General features: G+C 72.0%; 12 protein-coding genes and 1 tRNA gene. 12 read left to right on the top strand and 1 reads right to left on the bottom strand.

Translation table 11 applies throughout. The annotated features are described in order from the left end of the window. Positions 1 to 57 precede the first annotated feature (57 nt). From AAEP86_RS13460 to AAEP86_RS13440, 5 genes are all read left to right on the top strand, one after another. The gene (locus AAEP86_RS13460; RefSeq protein WP_420367828.1) at positions 58 to 741 is read left to right on the top strand and encodes a response regulator; all 684 of its coding nucleotides are present in this window, start codon (positions 58 to 60) and stop codon (positions 739 to 741) included. Continuing rightward, a complete protein-coding gene (locus tag AAEP86_RS13455; protein WP_420367827.1) occupies positions 738 to 2,219 on the top strand; it encodes a sensor histidine kinase in 1,482 nt (493 codons plus the stop codon). The genes AAEP86_RS13460 and AAEP86_RS13455 overlap by 4 nt, the downstream gene beginning before the upstream one ends. Positions 2,220 to 2,231: 12 nt before the next feature. Then, positions 2,232 to 2,313 (top strand) — tRNA-Leu (locus AAEP86_RS13450). 208 nt (positions 2,314 to 2,521) lie between these two features. Further along, positions 2,522 to 3,127: an ANTAR domain-containing response regulator gene (locus AAEP86_RS13445; RefSeq protein ID WP_022905562.1), complete on the top strand. Its 606-nt coding sequence runs from the start codon at positions 2,522 to 2,524 to the stop codon at positions 3,125 to 3,127. Between the two features lie 90 nt (positions 3,128 to 3,217). Further along, positions 3,218 to 3,688, top strand: a complete 471-nt coding sequence (locus AAEP86_RS13440; protein WP_420367826.1) for a GNAT family N-acetyltransferase — start codon at positions 3,218 to 3,220, stop codon at positions 3,686 to 3,688. Between the two features lie 15 nt (positions 3,689 to 3,703). On the opposite strand, the gene AAEP86_RS13435 is transcribed toward AAEP86_RS13440, so the two are convergent. Then, positions 3,704 to 4,072, bottom strand: coding sequence for a PaaI family thioesterase (locus AAEP86_RS13435; protein WP_420370490.1), 369 nt, complete (start codon positions 4,070 to 4,072; stop codon positions 3,704 to 3,706). Positions 4,073 to 4,184: 112 nt separating this feature from the next. On the opposite strand from AAEP86_RS13435, the gene polA reads away from it, so the two are divergent. From polA to AAEP86_RS13400, 7 genes are all read left to right on the top strand, one after another. Next, positions 4,185 to 6,863, top strand: a complete 2,679-nt coding sequence (gene polA / locus AAEP86_RS13430) for a DNA polymerase I (protein WP_420367825.1) — start codon at positions 4,185 to 4,187, stop codon at positions 6,861 to 6,863. 90 nt (positions 6,864 to 6,953) lie between these two features. After that, a complete protein-coding gene (locus AAEP86_RS13425) occupies positions 6,954 to 8,633 on the top strand; it encodes a DUF885 domain-containing protein (RefSeq protein ID WP_420367824.1) in 1,680 nt (559 codons plus the stop codon). Positions 8,634 to 8,819: 186 nt separating this feature from the next. Beyond that, positions 8,820 to 10,283 carry a 30S ribosomal protein S1 gene (rpsA, locus tag AAEP86_RS13420; protein ID WP_420367823.1) on the top strand — a complete coding sequence of 488 codons (1,464 nt, stop codon included), beginning with the start codon at positions 8,820 to 8,822 and terminating at the stop codon, positions 10,281 to 10,283. A 94-nt stretch (positions 10,284 to 10,377) separates the two neighbouring features. Further along, a complete protein-coding gene (coaE, locus tag AAEP86_RS13415; RefSeq protein WP_420367822.1) occupies positions 10,378 to 10,980 on the top strand; it encodes a dephospho-CoA kinase in 603 nt (200 codons plus the stop codon). Then, positions 10,977 to 12,029 (top strand): BPSS1187 family protein, encoded by a 1,053-nt coding sequence (locus AAEP86_RS13410; protein WP_420367821.1) that lies wholly within the window; start codon positions 10,977 to 10,979, stop codon positions 12,027 to 12,029. The genes coaE and AAEP86_RS13410 overlap by 4 nt, the downstream gene beginning before the upstream one ends. A gap of 22 nt (positions 12,030 to 12,051) precedes the next feature. Continuing rightward, complete coding sequence (locus tag AAEP86_RS13405; protein WP_420367820.1) at positions 12,052 to 13,557, top strand: class I adenylate-forming enzyme family protein; 1,506 nt, start codon at positions 12,052 to 12,054, stop codon at positions 13,555 to 13,557. After that, positions 13,554 to 14,912, top strand: a complete 1,359-nt coding sequence (locus AAEP86_RS13400; protein ID WP_420367819.1) for an acyltransferase — start codon at positions 13,554 to 13,556, stop codon at positions 14,910 to 14,912. Before AAEP86_RS13405 ends, AAEP86_RS13400 begins: the two co-directional genes overlap by 4 nt. The last annotated feature ends 130 nt before the right edge of the window (positions 14,913 to 15,042 follow it).

Raw genomic sequence — 15,042 nt, 5'->3', positions numbered from 1 at the left:
GGATTCTCCAGCGTCCTCCATGCTCCGTGCTCGACGACACCACCTACCGTGTCCGCCGTGCCAGCTCCCGCCCGAGTCCTCGTCGTGGACGACGACGACGCCATCCGGACCGCCGTCGCGACGACCCTGCGCGCCGAGGGCTTCGTCGTTGCCGAGGCCCCCGACGGCCGTTCCCTCCACGACGACCTCCGCCGCACCGCTCCCGACCTGGTCCTCCTCGACTGGATGCTCCCCGGACCGAGCGGCATCGTGCTGGCCGCCCGCGTCAGGTGCGCCTCCGACGCCGCCGTGGTGATGATGACGGCGCGCGACGAGCTCGACGAGCGGCTCCGCGGGTTCGCCGAGGGAGCGGACGACTACGTCGTGAAGCCCTTCGCGATGGCCGAGCTCGTTGCCCGGGTGACGGCGGTCCTGCGGCGTCGCGGGCGGATCCCGTCGGTCGTCGAGGTGGGCGACCTCGTGGTCGACCCCGACGCCGCCACGGTGCGCCGCGGCGGGGTGCTGCTCGACCTCACCGCGACCGAGTACCGACTCCTGCGGTTCCTGGCCGAGAGCCGCGGTCGCACCGTCTCCAAGGGGCAGATCACGACGCAGGTCTGGGGCTACGACGACGTCGCGGCGAACGTCGTCGAGGTCCACCTCAGCGCGCTCCGCCGGAAGATGGAGGCGCACGGCCCGCGGCTCGTGCACACGGTCCGGGGGATCGGCTACCGGCTGAGCGACGACCGGGTGACCACGTGACACCCACGACCCGGCGGCTCGCCACGACGTCGCTGCGGCTGCGGACCGTCGTCGCGATCGTGGTGCTGCTCGCCGTGCTGCTCGCCGGACTGTCCGTGGCGGTCGAGCTCCTGCTCGGCGTCCGGCTGCGCGCCCAGGTCGAGGACCGCCTCCGCGACCGGGCGTCCGCCGCCGCCGCGCTCGTCGGCACCGTCGGCGCCGAGGACCTCGCCGACCGGCTGTCCGCCCAAGGCCTCTCGGTCCGGATCGTCGAGCCGGACGGCGACGCGGTGGAGGCCGGACCGACCCCCGACCAACTCCGGGCCGGACCACCCGACCCGGGCTCGCTCCCCGGCCCCGTGCCGCGTGGCTCCGGGGCCGCAGGCTCCACCGCGTCGACGGAGGCCACACCGGCCGCCACCACGCCGCGGGTCGTGTCCTCGCGCGCCACCGAGGACGACGGCGTCCTCACCCTGGTCAGTCGCCTCGACGACGGGACGCGCATCACGCTCACCGCCGGCACCCGGGACGTCCAGGACACCCTGGCGCAGCTCGCGTGGGTGCTCGGCGGCGCCTCCGCGGCGTTCCTCGGCGTCGCGGTGCTCGGCGTCGTCCTCGTGGTGCGGCGCTCGCTCCGCCCGCTCGACGAGGTCACCGCCACCGCCCGCTCCATCGCGGCCGGCGACCGCGGCCGCCGGCTCCGACCCGTCCGACGCGACACCGAGATCGGACGGGTCGCCGTCGCCATGGACGAGATGCTCGACGCCGTCGAGGGTGCCGAGCACGAGGCGGTCGCCGCGGAGGCGCGGGTCCGGTCGTTCCTGTCCGATGCGGCGCACGAACTCCGCACCCCGGTCGCCGGCGTGCGGGCCGCCGCCGACACGCTGGTGCGCGGCGGGGGCGACGACACCACCCGCGAGGCGCTCGCCGTCCACGTCGTCCGGCAGGCGGACCGCGCCGCGCGGCTGGTCGACGACATGCTGACGATGGCGCGTCTGGACCGGGGGATCGCACTCGACCGGCAGGTCGTCGACCTCGGCGCCGTGCTCGTCGCCGAGGGGGAACGACTGCGCCTTCGGCTGCACGCCGTCGACCTGTCCGTCGTCGTGCCGGAGCTCCCGGTGCCCGCGGCCGTCGACGCCGAACGGCTCGCGCAGGTCGTCGGCAACCTCGTCGACAACGCCGCGCGCGCGACCGGCGGCTCCGGGCGCGTCGTGGTGACCCTCGACGACCGCGGCGCCGACGCCGTCGTGCGCGTCGAGGACGACGGCCCGGGGATCCCCGCGGGGGACCGTGAGCGGGTGTTCGACCGGCTCGTGCGGCTGGAGGTGTCACGCGACGCGCGGTCCGGCGGAGCCGGCCTCGGGCTCCCGATCGCACGCGGGATCGCCGAAGCGCACGGCGGTGCACTCCGGCACGGGGACGAGGGGGTGCTCGGCGGCGCCGTGTTCGAGCTGACGCTGCCGTCGGGGGCCGTGGCGGCCCGGGGGTCCTGCTAGCCTGGAGGCCTCGCGAGTGTGGTGGAATCGGCAGACACGGGGCACTCAAAATGCTCTGCCTCACGGCGTGCGGGTTCAAGTCCCGCCACTCGTACAACGCGGCTCGCGGCTCACGGCGTGCGGGGCAGTCCCGACACTCGGGTCCCGCCACTCGTACGACGCAGCTCACGGCGTGCGGGGCAGTCCCGACACTCGGGTCCCGCCACTCGTACAACGCGGCTCACGGCGGGCGGGGCAGTTCCGACACCCGGGTCCCGCCACTCGGACAACTCGGACTGCACGGTTCTAGTAGGCTGCACGTCGTGAGTGACACAGAAGCAACTGCAACAGCACCCCGTCGCGTCGTCGTCGCCGAGGACGAGTCGCTCATCCGCCTCGACATCGTGGAGATCCTCCGCGACAACGGGTTCGACGTGGTCGGCGAAGCCGGTGACGGCGAGACCGCCGTGCAGCTCGCCACCGACCTCCGCCCCGACCTCGTCGTGATGGACGTCAAGATGCCCCAGCTCGACGGCATCTCCGCGGCCGAGAAGCTCTCGAAGAACCACATCGCTCCGGTGGTCCTCCTCACGGCGTTCAGCCAGAAGGACCTCGTCGAGCGTGCGACCGAGGCCGGTGCGCTCGCCTACGTCGTGAAGCCCTTCACCCCGAACGACCTGCTCCCCGCGATCGAGATCGCCCTCTCGCGTCACCAGCAGATCATCACGCTCGAGGCCGAGGTCGCCGACCTCGTCGAGCGCTTCGAGACGCGCAAGCTCGTCGACCGCGCCAAGGGCCTGCTGAACGAGAAGATGGGCCTGACCGAGCCCGAGGCCTTCCGCTGGATCCAGAAGGCGTCGATGGACCGTCGCCTGACCATGCACGACGTCGCCAAGGCGATCATCGAGCAGCTCAGCGCCAAGAAGTAGCCGCGCGATCGCGCACGGAGCGCCGCCGGACCCCGGTCCGGCGGCGCTTCCGCGTTCCCGGACGACGCGACCACCTGGCAGGCTGGACGCATGGACGACGTGGTGATCCGTGCCTCCCGGCCGGACGACATGCCCGCGGTGGCCGACCTGCGGTGGCGGTGGAGCGTGGACGAGGGCGGGGCGACGCCCGCCGTCACGCAGCAGCAGTACCGCGAGGCGATGACCGCGTTCGCCGCCGCGCACCCCGAGACCCACCGGTGCGTCGTCGCGGAGCACGACGGCCGGGTGCTCGGCATGGCGTGGCTCGGACTCGTCGCGCGCCCGCCCACCCCGGACCGACCCGGCCGCCGACTGACCGCGGACGTGCAGACGGTCTACGTGCACCCCGACCTCCGCGGGCGCGGCGTCGCGGGACGACTCGTCTCCGCGGTGCTCGAGGCGGTCGACGGACTCGGCGTCGAGCGCACGTCGGTGCACTCGAGCGTGGACGGCGAGCGGCTGTACCGGCGCCTCGGGTTCGGGGACGCGCGGCTGCTGCTGCAGCGTCCGCCGGAGGACTGACCGCGGTCGGTCGCCTCAGCGGGCCTCGCGGATCATGTTCGTGATCCGCACGGTCGAGCAGCGCCGGCCCTGGTCGTCGGTGAGGACGATCTCGTGCGTCGTGAGCGTGCCCCCGAGGTGGATCGCGGTGCAGGTGCCGGTGACGATCCCGCTCGTCGCGCTCCGCGAGTGCGAGGCGTTCAGCTCGATGCCGACGGCGTAGCGGCCGGGTCCGGCGTGGACGTTGGCGGCCATCGACCCGAGGCTCTCCGCGAGGACGACGTACGCGCCGCCGTGCAGGAGCCCGACGGGCTGGCGGTTGCCCTCGACCGGGATGGTGCCGACGGCCCGCTCGGCCGAGAGCTCGGTGATGACCATGCCCATCTTCTCGGCGAGCTCGCCCATCCCGCGGTCGGACAGCCGCTCGTCGACGACGCCTGCGGTGGTCGGTTCGTGGGTCACGTCGTCGGTCACGCTGGCGGACTCCCGTGTCGGATGGCGTCGGTAGGCTGTCCGGGTGTCGGACTCCGCAAAGCCTACCCTCATGGTCATCGACGGCCACTCGCTCGCCTTCCGGGCCTTCTACGCGCTCCCGGTCGACAGCTTCGTGAACCGCGAGGGGCAGCACACGAACGCCATCCACGGCTTCATCTCGATGCTGCTCATGCTCCTCCAGCGCGAGAAGCCCACGCACCTCGCGGTCGCGTTCGACATCTCCCGGTTCTCGTTCCGCACCCGCGAGTACGAGGACTACAAGGGCACCCGCTCCGAGACCCCGGCCGAGTTCAAGGGCCAGATCCCGCTCCTCCAGCAGGCGCTCGAGGCGATGGGCATCACGACCGTCACGAAGGAGGACTACGAGGCCGACGACATCCTCGCCACCTTCGCCCGGCAGGGGGCCGAGCAGGGGTACCAGGTCTACGTGGTCTCCGGCGACCGCGACTCGATCCAGCTCGTCAACGACGACGTCACGCTGCTCTACCCGTCCGTCCGCGGCGTCTCCGAGCTCACCCGCTACGACCGCGACAAGGTGTACGAGCGCTACGGCATCGAGCCGCACCAGTACCCGGACATCGCGGCGCTCGTCGGTGAGACCAGCGACAACCTGATCGGCATCGACAAGGTCGGCGAGAAGACCGCCGTCAAGTGGATCACGCAGTACGGCTCGCTCGACGGGGTGCTCGAGCACGCCGACGAGATCAAGGGCGTGGTCGGCGGCAACCTGCGCGACCAGAAGGACCGGGCGATCCGCAACCGCAAGCTCAACCGGCTCGTGAACGACGTCGAGCTGCCGGTCGGTCCCGCCGACGTCGCGCTGCGCCCCCTCGACGAGGACGCGGTGCGCGAGCTCTTCGCGAAGCTGCAGTTCCGGACCCTGCTCGACCGTGTGTTCAAGGTCGCGGGCAACGGCGAGCCGTCCGAGGGCGGCTCGACCAGTGCCGAGGGGGCCGTCGACAGCGGCGCCCCGACGCCGCCGCCGGTGAAGACGCTGATCGACGAGGAGCTCGGCTACTGGCTCGAGCGCCGGAACGCGTCCGAGGCCGCGAACGGCTACGGCGTCGCGGTCGAGGTCATCGACGGGCGGCTCAGCGCGATCGGCATCGCGACCCACGACGACGCCGTGATGGTGCCGGGCGGCAGCGGCGCGAAGGACTACGAGCAGCTCGCGGCGTGGTTCGCGTCCGACGCCCCGAAGCACTTCCACGACGCCAAGGCCTCGATCAAGGCGCTCGCGTCGGTCGGCTTCCAGGTCGACGGGATCGCCGGTGACGCCCGGATCATGGGCTGGCTCGCCCAGCCGGGCAAGCAGGGGCAGCCCCTCGGCGACCTCGTGTACCAGGAGCTCGGCGAGGAGCTCCCGACCGGCGACCCGAACCAGCTCGTCCCCGAGACCGACCCGGTCAACGTCGGCGTGCACGCGTGGTTCGTCCTCCGCGTGACCACGGCGCTCCGGGCGCGGATCGACGAGTCCTCGCTCCGGGTGCTCGACGACATCGAGCTGCCGCTCGTGCCGGTGCTCGCCGGCATGGAGACGATCGGCGTCGGGATCGACCGCCCGGTGCTCACCGGGCTGTCGCACGACCTGGGGGAGCGCGCGGCGGGCCTCGCCCAGCAGGCCTTCGCGGAGATCGGGCACGAGGTCAACCTCGGCTCGCCGAAGCAGCTCCAGGAGGTCCTCTTCACCGAGCTCGCGATGCCGAAGACCCGCAAGACGAAGACCGGCTTCTCGACCGACGCCGCGAGCCTCGCCGACCTGCAGGACCAGCACCCGCACCCGTTCCTCGGCCTGCTGCTGCAGCACCGTGACGCGACGAAGCTCCGCCAGATCGTGGACACCCTCGACGCCTCGGTCGTCGACGGCCGTATCCACACCCGGTACGAGCAGACCGGCACGAGCACGGGGCGCATCTCCTCGACGGACCCGAACCTGCAGAACATCCCGGTCAAGACCGCCGAGGGTCGCCGGATCCGCTCGGCGTTCGCCGTCGCGGAGCCCTACACGACGCTCGTCACGGCCGACTACTCGCAGATCGAGATGCGGATCATGGCGCACCTCTCCGGCGACCCCGGACTGATCCAGGCCTTCAACGAGGGCGAGGACCTGCACCGCTTCGTCGGCGCCCGGGTGTTCTCGGTCGAGCCGGCCGACGTCACGCCCGAGATGCGCACGAAGGTCAAGGCGATGTCCTACGGCCTGGCGTACGGCCTGAGCCCGTTCGGCCTGTCCAAGCAGCTCCGCATCGAGCAGTCCGAGGCGCGGACGCTGATGAACGAGTACTTCGCCCGGTTCGGCGCGGTCCGCGACTACCTGCGCGGCGTCGTCGAGCAGGCCCGCGAAGACGGCTACACCGAGACCATCTTCGGTCGGCGTCGTCCGTTCCCCGACCTCAAGAGCCCCAACCGCGTCCTGCGCGAGAACGCCGAGCGCGCTGCGCTCAACGCGCCCATCCAGGGCTCGGCCGCCGACATCATGAAGATCGCGATGCTCGGTGTCGCCGCCGACCTGCGCGACGGCGACCTGGCGTCGCACCTGCTCCTGCAGGTGCACGACGAGCTCATCCTCGAGGTCGCTCCCGGCGAGCAGGACCGGGTCGAGGAGATCCTCCGCACCCGGATGGGTGCCGCCGCCGAGCTGACGGTCCCGCTGGACGTCTCCGTCGGGGTGGGGCCCAACTGGGAAGCCGCCGCCCACTGACGTGCGTCGCGGGGCGGACCGGAGGCGCGCCTCCCGTCCGCCCCTCGCGTCACCGCCGCCGGACGGCTCGCGCTCGATAGGGTCGGGAGCATGACCGAAGACCGTCCCGTCCGCCAGCCCTCCGCCGTCGACCGCGTCGCCGAGGAGTGGGTGTCCACCCTCGTCGACCTCGACCCCACCGTCGCCACCTACATCGGCGTCCCGGGGCGCACGGGGGAGTACGGCGACACGTCGCCCGCCGGTGCCGCGGCGATGGCCGACGCCGCCCGCGCCGCGAAGCACGCGCTCGACGCCGCCGAACCGGTGGACGCGGTCGACCGCGTGACGAAGACCGACCTCGGTGCCGAGCTCGACCTCGTGCAGGAGTCGTACGACCGCAAGCTGCACCTCCGCGACCTCAACGTGATCGCGAGCCCGGCGCAGGCAGTGCGCGAGGTGCTCGACCTCATGCCGACCGGCACCGAGACCGACTGGCAGGACATCGCGAGCCGGCTGCAGGCGCTGCCCGACGCGCTCGAGGGCATCCGCGAGACGCTGCTCCAGGGCACGCGCGAGGACGTCACGCCGGCGAAGCGCCAGGTCGCGCTCATCGCCGAGCAGGCTGCGCGCAACGGCGCCGAGGACGGCGTGTTCCGGCAGCTCGTCGACGGCGCGGCGTTCGAGGACGGCAGCCAGGTGCCGGAGGCGCTCCGCACCGAGCTCGCCCGCGGCGCCGAGGTGGCGGCCGCGGCCTACCGGTCGTTCGGCCAGTTCCTCGAACACGAGCTCCTGCCGCTCGCCACCCCCGTCGACGCCGTCGGCCGCGAGGCGTACGAACTGCACTCCCGCCGCTTCCTCGGGGCCGTGGTCGACCTCGACGAGACGTACCAGTGGGGCATCGAGGAGCTCGCCCGGATGCGCGACGAGCAGGAGCGCATCGCCGACCGCATCGAGTCCGGCGCGAGCGTGGCCCGCGCGATCGAGGTGCTCGACGCCGACCCGGCCCGGGTGCTGCACGGCACCGACGCCCTGCAGCGCTGGATGCAGGAGACCAGCGACGAGTCGATCCGTGCGATGGACGGCAAGTACTTCGACATCGCCGACCCGATCAAGCGCCTCGAGTGCCGGATCGCGCCCACGCAGGAGGGCGGGATCTACTACACCGGGCCGTCCGACGACTTCTCCCGCGCCGGCCGCATGTGGTGGTCCGTGCCGCAGGGCGTCACCGAGTTCGGGACCTGGCGCGAGAAGACCACGGTGTACCACGAGGGCGTCCCGGGGCACCACCTGCAGATCAGCCAGGGCGTCTACAACCGCGGCGAGCTGAACACCTGGCGGCGCCAGCTGGCCGGTTCGTCCGGGCACGTCGAGGGCTGGGCGCTCTACGCCGAGCGCCTGATGGAGCAGCTCGGGTTCCTCGACGACGACGGCGACCGGCTCGGCATGCTCGACGGGCAGCGGATGCGCGCGGCCCGCGTGGTGCTCGACATCGGTGTGCACCTGCAGAAGACCAACCCCGACGGCGGCGCCTGGACGTGGGAGTACGCCCTCGACTTCATGCGCCGGAACGTCAACATGTCCGACGCCTTCGTGCAGTTCGAGGTCGCGCGGTACTTCGGGTGGCCGGGGCAGGCGCCGTCGTACAAGGTCGGGCAGCGCGTCTGGGAGTCGATCCGCGACGAGGTCGCCGCCCGCGAGGGGGCGTCCTTCGACCTCAAGGCGTTCCACCACCGCGCGCTCGCGCTCGGCAGCATCGGGCTCGACACGCTGCGGTCGGCGCTGCTCGACTAGCCGGCGGTGGCGGGGTCGTCCGGTCCCCGCCACGCCGGGCACACCCGGTTGTGGGGCTTCCCCCGCTCCGGTTAGACTTGTGCGGCGCAATCCGCGCCATCCAACCAATCGCCACGGCGACACCTCGCGGGGATCGAACCCCTCGTCGCCACGGCCCGACTCATGTCCGTTCGGAGCAATCTCTACATGACAACCACTACGACCAAGGCTCCTAAGCAGGTCGCCATCAACGACATCGGTTCGGCTGATGACTTCCTGGCCGAGGTCGAGAAGACCCTGAAGTTCTTCAACGACGGTGATCTCATCTCCGGCACCGTCGTGAAGATCGACCGCGACGAGGTCCTCCTCGACGTCGGTTACAAGACCGAGGGTGTCATCCCCTCGCGCGAGCTCTCGATCAAGCACGACGTCGACCCCAACGAGGTCGTCGAGGTCGGCGACGAGGTCGAGGCCTTGGTCCTCCAGAAGGAGGACAAGGAAGGTCGCCTCATCCTGTCGAAGAAGCGCGCGCAGTACGAGCGTGCGTGGGGCGACGTCGAGAAGATCAAGGAGTCCGACGGCGTCGTGACCGGTACGGTCATCGAGGTCGTCAAGGGCGGTCTCATCGTCGACATCGGCCTCCGTGGCTTCCTCCCCGCTTCGCTCATCGAGCTGCGCCGTGTGCGCGACCTGACGCCGTACCTCGGCCAGGAGCTCGAGGCGAAGATCCTGGAGCTCGACAAGAACCGCAACAACGTGGTCCTCTCGCGCCGCGCCCTGCTCGAGCAGACGCAGTCCGAGTCGCGCACCACCTTCCTCAACAACCTCCACAAGGGCCAGGTCCGCAAGGGCATCGTGTCGTCGATCGTCAACTTCGGTGCGTTCGTCGACCTGGGTGGCGTCGACGGTCTCGTCCACGTCTCCGAGCTCAGCTGGAAGCACATCGAGCACGCCAGCGAGGTCGTCGAGGTCGGTCAGGAAGTCACCGTCGAGATCCTCGAGGTGGACCTGGACCGCGAGCGCGTGTCGCTCTCGCTCAAGGCCACCCAGGAAGACCCGTGGCAGGTCTTCGCCCGCACCCACGCGATCGGCCAGATCGCACCGGGCAAGGTCACGAAGCTCGTGCCGTTCGGTGCGTTCGTCCGTGTCGCCGACGGCATCGAGGGCCTCGTGCACATCTCGGAGCTCTCGAACAAGCACGTCGAGCTCGCCGAGCAGGTCGTCTCGGTCAACGACGAGGTCTTCGTCAAGATCATCGACATCGACCTCGACCGTCGCCGCATCTCGCTCAGCCTCAAGCAGGCGAACGAGGGCGTGGACCCGGAGAGCACCGAGTTCGACCCGGCGCTCTACGGCATGCCGACCGAGTACGACGACAAGGGCGACTACAAGTACCCCGAGGGCTTCGACCCGGAGACGAACGAGTGGCTCGAGGGCTACGACACCCAGCGCACCGAGTGGGAAGGCCAGTACGCGGCCGCCCAGGCGCGTTGGGAAGCCCACAAGGCGCAGGTCGCGAAGACCATCGCCGACGAGGCGCAGGGAGGCTTCGACCTCCCGGCCAGCGCTTCCACCTCGGCGTCGTTCACGAGCGAGGCGAACGGTCAGGGCACCCTGGCCGACGACGCGTCGCTCGCGGCACTCCGCGAGAAGCTCAGCTCGACCAACTGATCGAGCGGCTCGTCCGTCCCGGAAGCCCGGCATCCCTGAGAAGGGGTGCCGGGCTTCCGGCCGTTCCGGCAGGTGTGCTCGTTACGCTGTTCCCGTGCGCATCATCGGTCTGACGGGCGGCATCGCCGCGGGGAAGTCGACGGTCTCGGCGCGGTGGGCCGAGCACGGGGCGGTCGTCGTGGACGCGGACCGTCTCGCACGGGACGCCGTCGCCCCGCGCAGCCCCGGGCTCGCGCGGGTGGCGGAGCGGTTCGGTCCGGCGGTGATCGCGGCCGACGGTACGCTCGACCGGCCGGCCCTCGGCGCCGTCGTGTTCGCTGACCCGGCAGCACGCAAGGACCTCGAGGCGATCACCCACCCCGAGGTGTGGCGGCTCGCGCAACTGGCGTTCGACGCCGCCGAGAGCGCCGACCCGGATGCGGTCGTCGTGTACGACGTCCCGCTCCTCGCCGAGGCGCGGGGGAGCCGCCCGCTGCGGTTCGACGCGGTCGTCGTGGTCGACGCACCCGCCGCGCAGCGGATCGAACGGCTCGTCGAGCGCCGCGGCATGACCCACGAGGAGGCGGAGCGGCGCGTGTCCGCGCAGGCGAGCGACGCCGACCGACTCGCCCTGGCCGACCACGTCGTCGACGCGACCGGCACCCTCGCGGACACACTCCGCTCGGCTGACGCCGTGTGGGAGCGCATCGCCCGATGAAGCACCGGGTGTTCCTCGTCCTCGCAGCCGTCCTGCTGCTGGCGATCGGTGCGGCGTCGCTCGTCGCCGCGAACGTCCTCGGTGGTCAGCGTGTCGAACAGCACGGGCGCGTGGCCGCCGCCGACCGGCCGCACGGCGACGCCCGCGGGCCGGACGGCGAGTTCCACCGCTTCCGACTCGGCACCATCAACGGTCAGCGGCTGGAACCGAACCGGGACGACTTCGCGGCACGGACCGACGCGCAGGGACCGCTGCTGCTCTTCCTGCCGGCGACCCGGGCGAAGCCCGCGGACTACCAGCGCTTCCTCGGCACGGCCCTGCAGGACGGCTACCACGTGCTCGGGCTCGACTACTGGAACCTCGGCAAGACCCTCTCCGGCACGTGCGAGGCGGACCCGTACTGCTACGGCGCGGTCCAGCGGAACCGGTTCGACGGCAGTCGTCCGTCGTCCTTCAGCTCGGTGCGGCCGTCCGGGTCGATCGTGTCGCGCTTCCGCGACGCCATCGGCTACCTGGCGGACCACGACCCCGACGGGGGCTGGGGCCGCTTCGTCCGCGGCGAGCGGGACATCGCCTGGCGTGACATCGTCGTCGCCGGGCACTCGCAGGGTGGCGGTGAGGCGGCGTACATCTCGCACATCCGGTCGGTGCGTGGCGCGCTGATGTTCTCGTCGCCGGTGGAGTCCCTCGGCGCCGAACACGCCGCCTGGATGGACCGACCGGGACGCACGCCGGTCGACCGGATGTACGCGATCGACGACGTCCGCGACGTGTTCGGCCCGCGGATCCGCGGGTCGTGGACGGTGCTGGGGCTCGACGGGGAACACGGGCCGTTCCGCACCGACACCGCGCCACCCGGTACCGGCGGCGACCCGCACGCGATCCTGACGGACATCCGGGTGGGGACGCCGGCGGAGTCGCACTCCAGGACCATCAAGGACTCGACCCCGCTCACCGCGGACGGCACCCCGCGCATGCTCCCGCTGTGGCAGTGGCTGCTGAGCCGCTTCTCCACGGAGCGTGCCGCGGTTTCCTCGGGACGACCATAGGGACGCGCAATACGCTGGGGCGGTGCAGCGACCCGGCGACGAACCCGACCTGCGCTCGATCATCCGTGCCCGAGCGGCGCACGAGGGCGGGCGCACCTACCTCGAGGACGCGCGGAGCGCCCGCGTCCTGACCTACCGCGCTCTGGACGACGCCGTCGCCGCCTGGTCCGCCACGTTCGACGCCATCGGCGTCGGCCCGTCCGGAGCCGTCCTCGTCGACCTCGGCGACCCGCTCGCGTTCGCCGTCGTGCACCTCGCGGCCGTCGCCTCCGGGCGACGCGCGGTCCCCGTCGACACCGGACAGCCGACCACCGAGCCCGGCCGCCTCGCCGACCTGATCGGTGGCGCGTCGATGGTCGTGTCGGACCGCGCCGTGGACGCGACCGTCCCCGGGACGCCCGCCAGCGGGATCGACGCGACCACGTTCCTCCCGGCCGGCATCCGTGACGGCGACCTGCCCGCGGAGAACCCCGACGCTCCGGGGGAGGGCTCCGTCGTCCTCTTCACCTCCGGCTCCACCGGCACGCCGAAGGGCGTCGAACTGCCGGAGTCGCAGCTGCTGTTCGTGGCGCGCGCGGTGGCGCGGCACAACGCGCTGACCCCGGAGGACCGCGGGTTCAACTCGTTGCCGCTCTTCCACGTCAACGCCGAGGTCGTCGGGCTGCTCGCGACGCTGGTCGCCGGTGCGACGCTCGTGCTCGACCGGCGCTTCAGCCGCACGGGCTTCTGGGAGCTGCTCGCCGAACGCCGGATCACCTGGCTGAACGCCGTGCCCGCCGTCCTCGCCGTGCTGGCGAAGACCGGGCCGCTCGACTTCCCCGCCGGACTGCGGTTCGTCCGCAGCGCGTCGGCTCCGCTGCCGGACCCGGTCCGTGCCGCGCTCGGCGACGTCCCCCTCGTCGTGAGCTGGGGGATGACCGAGGGTGCGTCGCAGATCACGGCGACCCCGCTCGGTGCGCCGGCCCGTGTCGGGACCGTCGGCGTGCCGGTCGGGAGCGAGGTGCAGGTCCGTGCCGAGGACGGCACGCCGCTGCCCGCCGACGAGGTCGGTGCCCTGTGGGTCCGCGGCCCGGGGATCGTCCACCGCTACCTGTTCGGTCGGGCGTCGGAACGCTTCGACGCGGACGGCTGGCTGAGCACCGGGGACGTCGGCTCCGTGTCGGAGGACGGGTGGGTCTCGCTCGCCGGTCGGTCCGACGACGTCATCAACCGGGGCGGCGAGAAGGTCTACCCGTCCGAGGTCGAGGACGTGCTGCTCGGCGACGACCGGGTGCTCGAGGCCGTCGTCGTCGGGCGGCCGCACGACGTCCTCGGGGCCGTCCCCGTCGCGTACGTCATCCCGCAGCAGACCGAGGGCGGCGCGACGATCGACCCCGAGCAGCTGGTCGCCGACCTCACCGCCCGCGCCGAGGCCCGGCTGACGCGCTTCCGTCGACCGGTCGAGATCGTGGTCGTGCCGGACCTGCCGCGGGCGCCGACCGGCAAGGTGCAGCGGGCGAAGGTGCGGACCATGGCGGAGCACCCGTGAGCACGGACGCAGTGCACTCCGGTCGTCAGACGCCGACACGGACCGCCGAGGGCAAGCCGCGGCACCTCTACGAGGTCGACGTCCTCCGGATCCTGACCTTCGCGTGCGTCATCGGCGTGCACACCACGAGCCACACCGTCGCTACCGACGACGTCCCCTTGAACGCCCTGCTCGGGCTGCTGCACTTCACGCGGCTGGTCTTCTTCTCGCTCACCGCGTTCGTCCTCGTCTACAGCTACACGCTCCGACCGCGTCCGATGGCGCAGTTCTGGCCGAAGCGCTTCCTGCTCGTCGGCGTTCCGTACCTCGCGTGGTCGTTCGTCTACGTCGGGTCGTCGTGGCTCCTCGACGCCGGTCGGCGCGGTGACGTCCCGGACCTCGTGCGGACCTTCGCCGAGGGCGTCGTCACGGGCACCTCGTGGTACCACCTCTACTTCCTGCTCGTCACGATGCAGGTGTACCTGCTGCTGCCGGTGATCGCCTGGCTCGTCCGGCGGACCCGGGGACACCACGTGGCGGTCCTCGCCGTCGCCCTCGTCCTGCAGCTGGTGGTCTACGCCGGGTACAAGTACTTCCCCGCCAGCGACGCCTGGATGCACGGGTACCAGAAGCAGTTCTTCTTCTCGTACGTGTTCTTCATCGTGTCCGGCGCCGTCGCGGCCGACCACGCCGACGCGTTCCTCCGCTTCATCCGTGTGCACCGCCACGCCGTCCTGTGGGGGTTCGCCGGGGTCGGCGTCCTGACCCTCGGTGTGTGGGCGCTCCAGGTCGGACTGGGACAGTCGCTGTACGCCGCCGGCACCCCGCTCCAGCCGGTGCAGGTCGTCTGGAGCTCCGCGGTCTTCGTCGGCTTCCTCGCCATCGGTGCCCGCTGGGCCGACCGACGCCGTCCGGGGAGCCCGCTCGCGCGGGTCGTCGACTACGGGTCCGACCGGTCGTTCGGCATCTTCCTGAGCCACCCGTTCATGATCTGGATCCTGCTCTACGGGGACAGCTGGCTCGAACAGGTCGTGCCGAAACCGTGGCTCACCCTGGTGACGTACCTGCTCGTGCTCGTGCTGTCGGTCGCGGTGACGGAGCTGTTCCGGTGGACGCCGCTGAGCGTGCCGTTGACGGGGCGTCCGTCGCTCGCGTCGCGGGGGCAGCGCGAGGTCCGGGCGCGGCGGAGGGCTGCGAGGGCCGGTACTGGGGCGTCGTCTTCGGACTCCTCGTCGACGCCCGCGACGTCCTCCGCGCCCGCGCCTCGGGTCTCGCCGTCGCCGTCGCCGTCGTCGTCACCGTCGGCGGAGCCGGTCGAGCCCGACGACGCGCTGGTCGGCGAGACGGACGACGTGGGGCGGCGTCCCGGCCGCTGACGCGGCGGCGTTCCGTCGCTGCCCCGCGCCGCTGCGCTGACGCGGTGCGTCACGGTCCGGAGGCGCGTGGCGGCCCGGTGTCGCGCCTCCCGTCCGGCGTCGCGCTGCGCTCGCTGACGTGCTGACGGTC

The organism is Curtobacterium sp. L1-20, from assembly GCF_048755855.1.
GTDB lineage: Bacteria > Actinomycetota > Actinomycetes > Actinomycetales > Microbacteriaceae > Curtobacterium.
The sequence above is the reverse complement of the archived record's forward strand: the minus strand, read 5'-3'. Positions and strand labels throughout refer to the sequence as shown.

What these genes read in the sequence shown, in the direction of transcription:
- AAEP86_RS13440 (WP_420367826.1), top strand. Translation starts at nt 3,218, where the DNA reads ATGGACGACGTGGTGATCCGTGCCTCCCGGCCGGACGACATGCCCGCG.
- AAEP86_RS13435 (WP_420370490.1), bottom strand. Translation starts at nt 4,072, where the DNA reads ATGGGCGAGCTCGCCGAGAAGATGGGCATGGTCATCACCGAGCTCTCG.
- AAEP86_RS13425 (WP_420367824.1), top strand. Translation starts at nt 6,954, where the DNA reads ATGACCGAAGACCGTCCCGTCCGCCAGCCCTCCGCCGTCGACCGCGTC.
- rpsA (WP_420367823.1), top strand. Translation starts at nt 8,820, where the DNA reads ATGACAACCACTACGACCAAGGCTCCTAAGCAGGTCGCCATCAACGAC.
- AAEP86_RS13410 (WP_420367821.1), top strand. Translation starts at nt 10,977, where the DNA reads ATGAAGCACCGGGTGTTCCTCGTCCTCGCAGCCGTCCTGCTGCTGGCG.